This is a genomic window from Kitasatospora sp. NPDC093679 (genome assembly GCF_040683455.1).
In the GTDB taxonomy this organism is placed as follows: domain Bacteria; phylum Actinomycetota; class Actinomycetes; order Streptomycetales; family Streptomycetaceae; genus Kitasatospora; species Kitasatospora arboriphila.
Genome location: NZ_JBFBDW010000072.1, coordinates 24047 through 36142, shown reverse-complemented (window position 1 = coordinate 36142; position 12096 = coordinate 24047). Strand labels below are relative to the sequence as shown.

Here is a 12096-nt window from a genome sequence, read left to right as displayed (position 1 = left end):
TCGGCGGCGTACGCGTGCGAGAACCAGGCCATGTTGGCCTCCACCACGGCCCAGCGGTGGCCCGGGCGGTAGGGGTCGAGCAGCTGCCCGACGTCCAGGACGACGGCGCTCGGCAGGGTGTGCCCGGCCGCGGCCACCAGCCGGTCGACGAACTCGGCGATCTCCCCGGCGGTGGCCCGGTCGGCGCGGTCCGTCGCGTCCGCGTGCAGCGGGTGCGGGTCGAGCCGGCCGAACACCGCGTACCGGCTCGCCACGGCGATCCGCCCGTCCAGCAGGAACAGCCGGTACTCGGCCGCGAAGGTCACCACCTCGGAGAGCAGCACCGGCGTCGCCGGGTCCAGGTCCGCGGGCAGCCGGGAGCCGTCGGCGTAGACGGCCGCCGGGAAGGACTTGTCGCGCGGCGGCTTGACGAACGTCGGCCGCTCCAGCGCCCGCGCGTCCGCGACGGTCGCCGAGCGGACGTTCCGGCCGGTGAACTCCTCCGGCAGCTCGGCGAGCCAGTCGTCCACCGGTTCGAGCAGCGCGAACCCGAGCCGGCCCGCCAGCCGCGCACCCGCGAGCGGCCCGCCGTACCAATGCGCCGGACCGGGCACCGGGCCGAGGTCCTCGGCCGCCCGGACCTCCATCCCACGACCGGCAGCCTCGACGGCCAACAGCTCCATCGTCGACGTCCGCCGCCCGGGCATGACCAGCACCGTGACCTCCTGTGGTCCGTAGAGGCCGCCAGGCTAGTCGCGGCGTACCGCCGACCGCAGCCGAGTTGTTCGGCGGCCTGAGCGGCGGACGGAGCGGCGGACGGCCACCTGAAGGACACCTGACGGGCGGTCGGACGAGCCGCCGGACGAACGGGCCCGGAACGCCCGCCCGTTGGTACCGCCGACGGAGGACGGCCTCGGGTCCTGGCCTACGATCGACTCCGTGACCTCTGCGCTGATCCTCGTCGACCTGATGCCACGCATCATCGCCCTGCCCCTCGCCCCGCACTCCGGCGACGAGGTGCTGACGCGCTGCCGCCGCTTGGCCGAGGCGTTCAGGGCGAGCGGTCGCCCGGTAGTGCCGGTCCGGGTCGAGCGGCCGAACACCCCCGAGCAGCCGCCGGGCAGCGGCTTCGCCGACGGTCTGGTCCGGCCCGGCGACATCGAGGTCGTCAAGCGCACCGTCGGCGCGTTCCACGGCACCGACCTGGACGAGCGGTTGCGCGAGCGGGGCGTGGACACGCTGGTGCTCGCCGGGCTGGTCACCACGATGGGGGTCGAGTCCACGGCCCGGGCCGCGAGCGACCACGGCTACGAGCTGGAGTTCGTCGCCGACGCGATGTCCGGCTTCGCCGCCGACGAGCACGACTTCACGGTGGAGAGGATCTTTCCCCGGTTCGGTGCGGTGCGGGACACGGCGGCCTACACCTGAGCCGTGGTCGTGGGCGGATCGCACCCGCGCGCACCTGTTCCGCGGGGCGAGACGGACCGACGGCCCCGACGGCGCCACCTGTAGCTTTCCCGTGCCGACACCCAGCACGCGGCGAGCGGCCCGCTCGTTCCCGCCCGTTCCCCGAGGGGGATGCCCATGTTCACGGTCAACGAATACTTCGACGGCACCGTCAAGTCGATCGCCTTCAAGCAGGAGCACGGGCCGGCGACCATCGGGGTCATGGCCCCGGGCGAGTACCGGTTCGACACCGCCGCCCCGGAGACCATGCACGTGATCAGCGGCGCCCTGACCGTCAAGCTGCCCGGCGCCGACGACTGGGAGACCTTCGCCGCCGGCACCCGGTTCGACGTCCCGGGCAACAGCGCCTTCGACCTCAAGGTCGACGGCGAGACCGCCTACCTCTGCGAATACCGCTGACCCCCGGGGCATGAGGCACGCCTCCGTCCGGCCGTAGTGCTCCGGGGCACGGCGCAGCGGGGCCGACACCTGCGTCCGGGCGGACGGTCGCCCCTGTTCGGCGCTGCTGGGGTGGCGCTCGTCGTGGCGTTCGTCTCCGCGCCGCGGCCTCCGGCGGGGCCGGCCCGGGCCCTGGTCAGCTCGCGAGCACCTTCGTGAGGAAGTCGTCCAGCCGCCCCGCCAGCCGGGCGATCTGCTCCTCCAACGGCAGTGACTCGTCAGGTCGGGTCACCAGGGCGGACTTCCTCAGGCCGCGGACGTACAGCGAGCAGGCCAGGTCGGCGCAGACGTAGGTGCCGACCGTGTTGCCCTCCCGGCCGGCCTCGCCGGCCCGGCGGGCAGCCAGCAGTGCCACCCCGGAACCGGCGTGCGAGGTGATGCAGAGCGAGCACACGTTGGTGCGGGTCAGGCTGCGGCGCGGGCCCGTCGGCACCCGAAGGGTGATGCCGACCGGACCGTCCACCCGGTCGGCGACCAGGTAGGCCCGGTCGGGTGCGCCGCCGTCCCGCCAGCCGAGGAAGTCCAGGTCCGGCCAGGGCAGGCCGGCCGGGTCGCGGGGCACCGGCAGCCGACGGGCCTCGCCCTTCGAGCAGTTGACGAAGGATCCGCGGATCTCGGAGTCGCTCAGCGCACGCATGTGCCGCACGCTGACAACCCGCCGACCGGGCGTCGCCCGAATTCCCGCCCACCGGACGTCGCCCCGCACGGTGATCCCCCGGAGGGGTGCGATGATCGACCGCATGGACTTGGTGGGGGAACTGGCCGTCCTGGCCGGAACGGGACGGCTGGGTGCGCTGCACTACGGTGCCGCGCTCGGGGACCTGGCGGCGGTGTACGGCGAGCCGGAGGCCGGCGGCCGGGTGTACTCGAAGGAGCGCTGGCCCCGGTGGTTCGGCTACGGCAGCATCCAGTTGGTCGTCTGTCGCTGTCGCCGGGTGGACTCGATGATCGTCCCGGCGTGGCACCGGGAACTGGAGCTCCCCGGCCCCGCCGGGCCGCGCACCGTCGACTCCCGCATCACCGAGTCGCACCTGACGGCCGCGCTCGTCGGGGCGGGCTGCCGGTGGGAGACCGTGGAGTACCCGGGCCTCCCCGACCAGCGTTCCCTGGTGACCGAACCGGCCGAGGACGTGCGGGTGAGCTTCACCTTCACGGACCGCGAGAGCTACGACTCCCCACCGCTCGCCGATCTGATCCTCGACAAGGTCAACGTCTGGGGCCTCTCGCACCGCGAGTGCCCGGCCGCCGACCCGCACCTGCCCGACGGGGACGAGGGCCTTGGGCCTCCGAGCCGTACGTGACGGCGGTGTCGCGTTGGCGCGGCCGGTCAGCGGGCGGGGCCGTGCAGGATCTCCTTCACCACCGCTTCGGCTCCGGCCACGGCGTGACAGGCGGCGCCGCCGGCCGGGAGCAGGGGCGGCGAGCAGGATCCAGCCGCCCGGTCCGCCGGGGGCGACTGCAGCAGGCCGCGCGCGATGCGGCCCGCCTGGCTCACGGCACGGGCGGTTCCCGCCAGGATGTCGGGCTCCTCTCCCTCGGGCCCGTCCCGGCCACGCCCCGGCCGCACCCCGACCGGCGCGCCGTGCGCCACGCGCCACGCGTGGTGTCCGGGCTGTGCGCCGAGCGGGGTGCGGCCGGTTCGACCGCTCCCTGCCGCGATCAGGGAGCGCAGTCGCGGCAGACGGGCCGGCCGTTCTTGTCGGTGCCGGCGAGCTGGGTGCGGTGGTGGACGAGGAAGCAGGTCATGCAGGTGAACTCGTCCTCCTGCAGGGGCACGACCTGGACGGTGAGTTCCTCGCCGGACAGGTCGGCGCCCGGCAGCTCCAGCCCTTCGACGGCCTCGACATCGACGTCGACCGCGGAACTCTGTTTGTCGTCGCGGCGCCCCTTCAGCGCCTCGATGCTTTCGTCGTTGCTGCCTCCGTCGCCGGTGTCGCGGGGGGCGTCGTAGTCGGTTGCCAAGTCGGTGCCTTCTCGTCGTTCGGGGTTTCGCTTCGTCTGGTGGGGTGTGCCGCCTGCCGGTCGGCGGAGTGCCGGCCGGTCAGGGTCGGTGATCAGTCCCTCCCATGGCGCACCACCTTCCCATCCATCGGCCGTCCGGCGTGTGACCACGCACCGTGTGCCGGACGACCGACGGGTTCGGCGGGCCGTCGTGGCCGGTCGGCAGGCCGTCGGGGTCAGCGGGCGGGCCGGGCGTGGCGGGGGCCGACCGCCTTGTCGGCGCGGACGGCCGCGGCGCGTGGCCCGCGGTGGCGGTGGGCGGGCGAGGGGGCGGGCGCGGTCAGGATCGCCGCCGGCGCGAGCGGGATCAGCAGCAGCACCATGGCCGTGCTCATGAACACCTCCGGGCGTCGGCCAACGGATCCGGCCACCGCCTGCCCCGCCGGCGCAGGTCCATGCCACCCCCCGCGAGCCCGGGCGGCCGGACGTCAGGCCTGGGTTCCGGCCGGCGCGAGGTCGTCCTTGAGTTCCTCGCTCGTGCGGCGGCGTTCTGCGGAGTTCGGCGACACGGCGGCCTCGGTTCGGTGGTCGTGCGGCCGGCCCCGGGAGGGGGCCGGCCGTTCCCGGGGAATCGTTCGCCTCCGTGGTGCGGGGACCCTGGGAACGTCCGGCCGCAGGTCACTCCCGGTGCGTGACCGCCGCGAGGGCACGCTCCCGGACGTCCGCCGAGGGGTGGCGGCGCAACTCCCGCAGCAGGACCCGCCACTCCTCGGGCCAGCCGAGGCGGTCCCCGAACACCTCGGTCAGCGCGGTCGCGAACAGCCCGGCGGCCGGGCCGGTGTCCCCGTTCCGGCGGGCCGTCCGGGTCAGCGCGTCGAGTGTCCCGGGCGGCGGCAGCGGGCCGGAGGTGTGCTGCCGCCGCAGGACGGCCGCGGTGATCGCGGCCGCCGCCGGCCGGCCCAGGTGGGCGTCGGCGAGCGCGCCGAGCGCGTCCGCCAGCGCCTTCGGCCCTGCGACCGGGTCCACCAGCCGGCAGAGCGCGGCCGTCCTGATGCCGGCCAGCTCGGGTTCGGCCGTGAGCAGGTCGGCGACGCCGGCGAGCAGCGGCCGGTGGCGTTCGTCGGAGGGGAGGTCGACGAGGTGGGCGAGCCTGCGGCGGGCGGGCAGGTCGCGGTCGTCCCCGACGTCGGGGGTGTCCGTCCGGGTGGCGGCGGCGAGTTCGGCGACGGTGCGGTGCAGCAGGCTGCCGGGGGCGGCGCCGCCGATCGGGTGCGGCAGCCCGGAGGCGGCGAGCGCGTGGACGGCCGCCGCGGCCTCCCGCCAGCCGCCGCGGTTCGCGAGGTCGGTGACGGCGCGTCGGGCCACGTCCGCGGTCTCCGGCGCCCAGACGGCCCACCGCGGCAGTGCGGCGAGGGCGGGCGCCGCGACCTCCGGGTCGGGTGCGGCGGCGACGGAGGCCACCAACCGGGCGTAGCGCGCCCGGTGGGTCTCGGGGAGGTGCGCCGGGTGGGCCCGCAGGACGGCGCGGCGCACGGGCGGCGGGGCCTGTCCGGCGGCGTCGGCGAGCAGCTCCCAGACCGGTTCGGCGTCCAGCAGGTCGGTGGCGAACGCGACCGCTGCGGCCCGCACGTCGCGGTGCTGGCCCTCCACGCGGTAGGCCGCGACCAGCAGCTCGGCGGCGGCCTGCGGCGGCAGGTGTTCGGCGGCCAGCCGCACGGCCTCCTTGCGGCTGGTCACCTTGCTGCCCTGCACGCCGGACAGCAGCTCGCCGAGCCGCTCGGCGAGTCCGCCGGGCGGGGCGTACCGGGCGGCCCGGGTGGCCGCGTACACCGCGACCCGGGCGCGGTCGCCGCCCGCGTGGGCGAGCAGGTCGCCCAGCGCGTCGGCGGGCCGGTCCGTCCGGGCCAGGGCGGCGAGTGCGGCCTCGGCGAGCACGACCTCGGCGGCGTCCAGCTGGGCGCGGACGACGGCCTCGCCGTACTCGGGGATCGCGGCGGCGGCGTGGACGGCATCGCCGCGCCCGTGCAGCGGCAGGGTGGGGTCGTTCGCCGTCGCGGCGGCGAGCCGGGCGGCGGCCCGCCACTGGCGCGGCGTCCAGCGGCTCGCCGCGTGGGTCGGGGCCGGGGTCGCCCGCGCCGGGCGCTTCAGGAACCGACCGTACGGCGGCACGGGGGCGAGCAGCGGGTCGAGCAGGTCGGTGCGCCGTGCGACCAGCACGTCCCGCACCGGTGGCAGGACGGCGGCGGAGGGTTCGAGTTCGAGGATCCCTGCGACCCGGGCGTCGCGGGTCCACGGGTCGTCCAGCCACAGGGCGGCGGCCGTCGTGAAGGCGGCGTCCGAGCCGAACCGGAGGGCGTGCAGGAGGAGTTCCTGCAGCTCGGGGATGCCGCGGGCGCGTCGGCCGAGCGCCCTGGCCAGGGAGAACAGCAGCCAGTACTCGGCGGTGTCGGCCATGGTGTCCAGCCACGGCCGGAGGGTCGCGAACACGGCGTGCTCCTGGCCCCGCCGCAGCCGGTGCTCCAGCCCGCCGAGTTCGACCGCGCCGGTCTGTCCGGCGACCGTGTGCAGGCTTCGCAGCGCCCAGTCGACCAGCTCGGCCCCGCCGGCGACGGCGTGCTCGCGCAGCACCTCGGTGATCAGCCGCGTCAGGGCGGCGCGGGTGGCGTAGGAGCAGTCCCGGGCGTCGACCGCGTCCTGCACGGCGGTGTCGAGCAGGGGCACCGCCGCCGGGGTCAGCAGCCGGGCGGGCACCTGGGCGAGCGCGGTCAGCGCGGCGCTGCGCACCGGGTCCTGCTCGTTGCGCAGCCGCGGGAGCAGTCCGAGCGCGTCCTGGACGGCGTCCCGGTCGTCGGAGGCGGCCGCGTTGGCGAGCAGGGCCGTCCAGGCGGCGGCCCGGTCCTCGGCGTCCGGGCGGGAGAGGGCGGCGCGCAGCTCGGGCTGCGCCTCCTCGGTGGGCAGGTGTGCCAGGAAGGACGCGGTCCCGGCCCAGGGCCGGCCCTGGGCGCGCAGCGCGGCGACCTGCCGCCGTGCCTCGGCGTGGCGCCGGGTGTGCGGGAACAGCGGCAGCAGGAGGGGGAGTTCGGCCGTCCGCGGGACGGCGCCGTCGTACACGGCGTCGAGGAACGCGTCGCGCCGGCCCGGCGGGAGGGCGCGCAGCAGGGCGGCGAAGCAGCGGGGCACGGCCAGCCAGTGACGGCCGAGGGCGGGGAGCGAGGGCGGGTCGGCGCGCACCAGCCGGCGCAGGGTGCCGCTCGTGGGCGGCACGGTGGAGGGCCGGGCGGTGCCGCGCCGCGGGTCGATGAGGAGCCGGACGGTGCGTTCGGCGTCCGCGGCGGCCAGCGGTGGCAGGAGGTCGTGGCGCAGCGGGAGGTCCGGGCCGAACCGCTCCAGCAGGTCGAGGGCCCGTTCGGGGCGGGCCCGCACGGTGGCGGCGAGGACGTCGGCGAGTTCGGGCGACTGCCCGAGCCGCAGCGTCTCGGGGTGCTCGGCGAGGACCCTCTCCAGGTGGTCCAGGACCTCGTCCGGGAAGCGTGCGGCGAGGGGTGCGAGCGGGACGGCGTGCGCGAGGTCGGGCAGGGTCCGGGCGACGGACTCGGGGCTGCAGGCGGAGAGCAGCCGGCCGGCCTCGGCGTCGCCCCACTCGGCGCGCAGGCGGCCCACCAGCCGTTCGGCGAGCCGGTGCCGACGGCCGTGCCGGACGACCCGGGCGAGCTGTCGGCGCAGGGTGCAGGAGGCGCCGGTGAAGGCCGCCTCGATCGCCTCGTCCGGGACGTCCTGGGTGCGGGCGGCCCGCAGGGCGTACCCGCGGACCACCGGGTCGGGGTCGGTCAGCCGCTCGGTGAGGTACGCGGTGGCGCAGCCGGCCGACGCGGCGAGCGCGGCCAGCCGGCGGCCGTACACGCCGGAGTGCTCCAGCTCGGACAGCAGCGCGGGGAGTTGCCCGTCTGCGGCGAGTTCGCGGGCTCTGCGGGCGACGAGCCGCTGGCGGTCCGGGTACGGGAGCGGGTCGACGTCGGCGAGCAACTGTTCGGCGTGGTGCGGCATGCGGTCATTCTGGCCGGGCGGGGCCGGTGCCTCCCACCGGATTTCCGCCGGCCCGCCCGGGCCGCCCACCGCGTCCGACCGGCGGTGCACGAGGACGGGGGACGGCCGCGGCAGCGGTCCGGTCGTGCACTCGGGCGGGCCTGCCCGGCAGGCGCGGTGAGCCACCGTCATGGCGACAGCGCGTCGGCGTGGTCGGCGCGGCCGGAGCGCTCGCGGTGGCGGCCGGAGCGGTCGTCCGGGCCGCCACCGCGGGGCCGGCTACTCGGCGCCGCTGACTCCCGGGGCGACGAAGCGGCGGTGCAGCGGGCTGAAGGAGACCTCGGGGGCGCCGGTGATGCCGACCTTCTCCACGGCCGGCGCCAGCCGCTGGGCGAGGAACGCCTCGAAGGCCTGCTGCGAGTCCCACACGTCGGTCACGTGCAGGCCCTGCGCGTCGAGCCAGGCCACGTGGACCTGACCCCCGGCCGCCGGGACCTCCTCCCAGTCGACGGCGTCCCGCACCGTGTCGTACTGCTCCGGCGTGACTCCGGCCCAGTCCATCGACATCACCACGGCCATGTCCCTCTCCCCTTCCCCGGCGGTGCACGGATCGGGCACCGGCCGACGACCACCCGCCGCCGCCCGCACTGCGACGACGGCCGGCGGTCTCCCCCGGCCGGATTCCCGCCCGTCCATCGTCCCGCCGCACGCAGCGGGCCGGGCAGGGCGTGCGGATGCGCGACCGACGTGGGAGGACGGCTCCGAACGCCCGGTACACCGTGCATCCGGGCATCACGGGCACCGTCGGGGGACGCACCGGCGCGAGGGTGGGCCCGTGGCCCGGCCCTGCGCGGCCGGCGCGCCCCGGCGCGGCTGTCAGGTGTTCACGTAGCCGAGGTCACCGATGGTCCAGCTGCTGATGTCCTCGATGGCGATGCGGTACATGCCGCCGGTGTGGGGCAGCGCGAAGCTGCCCTGGAGGATCTTCGCCCGGTGGAGGTGGAGGTGGGTGGGCCGTTCGGTCGGTCCGTCGGGGGGCGGGGCGAAGAGCGCCGCGAACGGCTTCAGGTGGTCCGAGGCCTGGAGGACCTCCGCCACGCGCTCCTGCCACAGGGCCATCGGCGCGAGCCTGCCGGTGATCACCGCTCCGGGGACGACCACGGTCAGGGACATCTGGTTGCTGTGCTCGGACTCGACCAACGCGGCGATGTCGACGAGCAGCCCATCTGGGTTCGGCATGGGTCCAGCCTAGACACAGCCCCGGCGCCCGCCGCCCTCCGCGGCGCAGAAACCGTGGCCGCCCGGCCTGCCGGTCGGCTGCGCCCGCGGTGCGGGCGGCCCGAGGCCGACGTCCCCGCGGTGTCTCCCCCGACGCCGGCGGCGAACCCTCCACGCGGCGCTTCGCGACCCTTCGGCAGCTGCGAGCGCGCGGCCCTTTCCGTGGCACCGGGCGGGCGGAGCCGAAATGCCGGACCTCGCCGTGCGGCACGCCGCCCGGGTTGCGGCCGGACACCGGAATGCGCCGTCCGCACGGGGCCGTCCGCAGTAAGGGAGGGCGGCGCGCCGCACCCGAAGTGTTGCCGTTCCCTCGAAGAACCGCGGCTCGAACGAGCACCGCGCCCGCGCCAACCGGCCCACCCCCCGAGCGCGTTGACGGACCGGACGGCCCGCGGCGGCGTCCCGGCGGAAGGCCTCCGAAAAACTCGGGGTGCGATGTCCACCCGCCGGCGGGGTCGGCCTGCTACAGTGGATTTCGTTGCAGTAGTGGTTCCCATGAAACTTTGTGTGCGCCTGCTGATGTATTTCGCAGGCGCATTTTTGTTTCCCGGCTCTTGCCCGGGCGGGTGCTCATCACGGCGACCCGGAACCCGCGTTGTGCGAGCTCCGGACAGCCCCTCGAAGGAGATCTTTAATGGCTAATGGCACTGTGAAGTGGTTCAACTCGGAAAAGGGCTTCGGCTTCATCGAGCAGGAGGGTGGCGGCCCGGACGTCTTCGCCCACTACTCGAACATCAACGCCAACGGTTTCCGTGAGCTGCTCGAGGGCCAGAAGGTCGAGTTCGACGTCACGCAGGGCCAGAAGGGCCCGCAGGCGGAGAACATTCGCCCGCTGTAGTCGTTCCTGCCAGGGCACCCACCCGGCAGCGAGGGGCCCGTACCGTGCACATGCACGGTACGGGCCCCTCGACGTTGCGTCACGACGCACGTGCCCCGTCGGCGCACTCCCGACCGCTCGGGACCCGGCTCAGGGGCGTCCCCCACAGGGGCCGTCCCCGCGCGGGTCAGAGCCTGCGGGCCAGGAGGTACGCACGCTCGGTGTCGGCCTCCCCCGGGTACGGCCCCCGCATCAGCGTGGCCGCAAGGGCGAACCCGGCATCCGCGAGACCTGCGGCGACGTCCTCCGGGCGCAGCGCGAAGAAGTCGAGCGAGACCGGGCGGTCGAACCAGGAGTCCCGGTGCCTGACCTCCTCACCCGCGTGGAGGGCCGCGAGGACGAGACCTCCCGGGCGTAGCACCCGGGCGAGGGCGGGCAGGTCGTGGGCGTCGACGACGATGTGATGCAGCGACAGGGGCATGTCGTCCGGTCTGCCCCGGCCGACGGGCCGGTCCCGTGTCGTCATGACCGCCGGTGCGCCGGTCCCGAGGATCGGGGAGACGGCTGCGCCGGTGGCCCGCGGCGTGCTTACGTGGCTCCATGACGCACCCGGACACGGTCGAGGAAGTCGCGAGCCGCTATCGGCTGGAACGGAAGCTGGGGGAAGGCGGCCAGGGGGAGGCCTGGCTGGCGTTCGACGCGCGGCTGCGCCGCCGCGTGGTGCTCAAGCGGCTCGTGCTTCCCGAGGGATCGCCGGTGGAGCCGGCCGGGGTGCTGCTGGCGCGGGCGGAGCGCGAGGCGCAGGCGGCCGGGAAGCTCCGTCATCCCGGCATCGTCACCGTGTTCGACCAGTTCTCCGACCACGAGGGCCTTCCGTGGATCGTGATGGAGTACGTGGAGGGCCGTTCCCTCCGGGAGGCCCTGGGGTCGGGACCGCTCTCCGTTGTGGAGGCGGCGCGGATCGGCGAGCAGGTCGCCTCCGCGCTGGCCGCCGCGCACGCGGACGGGGTGGTCCACCGGGACGTCAAGCCGGCCAACATCCTGCTGGCGGACGGCCGGGCGGTGATCGCGGACTTCGGGATCGCCGCGGTACCGGACGGGATCACGCTCACGGCCACCGGCACGACACCCGGGACACCGCAGTTCATGGCCCCGGAGCAGCTCCACGCCGGGTCGTCGTCCCCGGCCTCGGACATGTGGTCGTTCGGCGTGACGCTGTACTGCGCCGTGGAGGGGCGGTCCCCGTTCCCGGGCGATTCGCTCCCGCAGGTGGTCTGGGCGATCGGCCGCGGCGTTCCGGAGCCGGTGCGCAGGGCCGGCGCCCTGGCACCGCTGATCGGTCAGCTCCTGCGACCGGACCCGGACGAGCGCCCCGCGGCGGCCGTCGCGGCCGCCTCCCTGAGGGAGGTCGTCCGGGACCTGGAGGCGGCCGCCGCGGGGGCGACCGACATCGACGAACTGCTCCGCCGGGCGACCCGCGAGCGTGACCACGGCGACCTGCACCGTGCCGAGGACGCCTACTGGTCGGCGCTCGACCTGGCGATCCGGTTGCGTTCCCGACGGCAGGAGGGCTGGGCCTGGGACGGTCTCGGCTCCTGCCGCTCGCGTGCCGACGACCCGGACACGGCCGTGCGGTTCTTCACCCGCGCCGCACGCATCGCCGACGAGACCGACGACGCGCTCCTGCGGGCCTGGAGCCTGCACAACTTCGGCGCCCACCGGCGCAGGAAGGGCGAGCCGGCCGCGGCCGAGGAGTACTTCGAGCAGGCGCTGGCGGTGGCAAAGGCCCATCGTCACGGCACGGCGCCCGCGGGCTGGACCCACCATCAGCTGGCCGAGCTGGCGGCGGAGGCGGGGGACCCCCTCCGGGAGAAGGAGCACTACGCGGCGGCCGTGCGGGTCGCCGCGGGGTCCGGCGAGGACGAGCTGGCGGGCTGGAGCCTGTTCAACCTGGCCGGGTGCGAGGAGCGCGCGGCCGAACGCGAGGAGGCGCGGGAGCACTACGGGCGCGTTCTGGAGATCGGCACCCGCATCGGGAACCGATGGATGGTCGAGCACGCCGAGGAGGGGCTCGGCCGCACGGCGGGCCCCGGCTGAGCGGCGGGCCACCGCCCGCGGCGGGACCGCGGGACGGCGGGCTTCCCGGGTCGCGC

General features: G+C 75.7%; 13 protein-coding genes. 5 read left to right on the top strand and 8 right to left on the bottom strand.

The genetic code is table 11. From position 1 onward, the window contains the following. On the bottom strand, window positions 1-686 hold a 686-nt coding region (locus AB0O09_RS35465), incomplete at its 3' end, for an ATP-grasp domain-containing protein (RefSeq protein ID WP_363549135.1). 232 nt (window positions 687-918) lie between these two features. Between AB0O09_RS35465 and AB0O09_RS35460 the strand changes: the two genes are divergently transcribed. Further along, window positions 919-1407, top strand: coding sequence for an isochorismatase family protein (locus tag AB0O09_RS35460; protein ID WP_363549132.1), 489 nt, complete (start codon window positions 919-921; stop codon window positions 1405-1407). 156 nt (window positions 1408-1563) lie between these two features. Then, window positions 1564-1845: a pyrimidine/purine nucleoside phosphorylase gene (locus AB0O09_RS35455; protein WP_363549129.1), complete on the top strand. Its 282-nt coding sequence runs from the start codon at window positions 1564-1566 to the stop codon at window positions 1843-1845. Between the two features lie 175 nt (window positions 1846-2020). Here AB0O09_RS35455 and AB0O09_RS35450 read toward each other — a convergent pair whose 3' ends face one another. Then, a complete protein-coding gene (locus tag AB0O09_RS35450) occupies window positions 2021-2521 on the bottom strand; it encodes an FBP domain-containing protein (RefSeq protein WP_363549126.1) in 501 nt (166 codons plus the stop codon). 103 nt (window positions 2522-2624) lie between these two features. On the opposite strand from AB0O09_RS35450, the gene AB0O09_RS35445 reads away from it, so the two are divergent. After that, entirely contained in the window at window positions 2625-3185 is a 561-nt protein-coding gene (locus AB0O09_RS35445; protein WP_363549123.1) for a hypothetical protein, read from the top strand. A gap of 358 nt (window positions 3186-3543) precedes the next feature. Here the strand turns inward: AB0O09_RS35445 and AB0O09_RS35440 are convergent, their stop codons facing one another. The 5 genes from AB0O09_RS35440 to AB0O09_RS35420 form a co-directional block, all read right to left on the bottom strand. Beyond that, window positions 3544-3846 (bottom strand): DUF4193 domain-containing protein, encoded by a 303-nt coding sequence (locus AB0O09_RS35440; RefSeq protein ID WP_363549121.1) that lies wholly within the window; start codon window positions 3844-3846, stop codon window positions 3544-3546. A 215-nt stretch (window positions 3847-4061) separates the two neighbouring features. Beyond that, window positions 4062-4220, bottom strand: a complete 159-nt coding sequence (locus AB0O09_RS35435; RefSeq protein ID WP_363549119.1) for a hypothetical protein — start codon at window positions 4218-4220, stop codon at window positions 4062-4064. A gap of 283 nt (window positions 4221-4503) precedes the next feature. Next, window positions 4504-7869 (bottom strand): hypothetical protein, encoded by a 3366-nt coding sequence (locus tag AB0O09_RS35430; protein WP_363549116.1) that lies wholly within the window; start codon window positions 7867-7869, stop codon window positions 4504-4506. A gap of 258 nt (window positions 7870-8127) precedes the next feature. Then, window positions 8128-8427, bottom strand: a complete 300-nt coding sequence (locus tag AB0O09_RS35425; RefSeq protein ID WP_363549114.1) for a hypothetical protein — start codon at window positions 8425-8427, stop codon at window positions 8128-8130. A 297-nt stretch (window positions 8428-8724) separates the two neighbouring features. Continuing rightward, on the bottom strand, window positions 8725-9087 hold the full coding sequence (locus AB0O09_RS35420) for a hypothetical protein (protein WP_363549112.1): 363 nt from the start codon (window positions 9085-9087) through the stop codon (window positions 8725-8727). A gap of 673 nt (window positions 9088-9760) precedes the next feature. On the opposite strand from AB0O09_RS35420, the gene AB0O09_RS35415 reads away from it, so the two are divergent. Continuing rightward, entirely contained in the window at window positions 9761-9964 is a 204-nt protein-coding gene (locus tag AB0O09_RS35415) for a cold-shock protein (RefSeq protein WP_045694210.1), read from the top strand. A gap of 166 nt (window positions 9965-10130) precedes the next feature. On the opposite strand, the gene AB0O09_RS35410 is transcribed toward AB0O09_RS35415, so the two are convergent. Next, window positions 10131-10424, bottom strand: coding sequence for a hypothetical protein (locus tag AB0O09_RS35410; RefSeq protein WP_363549110.1), 294 nt, complete (start codon window positions 10422-10424; stop codon window positions 10131-10133). A gap of 119 nt (window positions 10425-10543) precedes the next feature. On the opposite strand from AB0O09_RS35410, the gene AB0O09_RS35405 reads away from it, so the two are divergent. After that, on the top strand, window positions 10544-12040 hold the full coding sequence (locus AB0O09_RS35405; protein ID WP_363549108.1) for a serine/threonine-protein kinase: 1497 nt from the start codon (window positions 10544-10546) through the stop codon (window positions 12038-12040). Window positions 12041-12096: the final 56 nt, after the last annotated feature.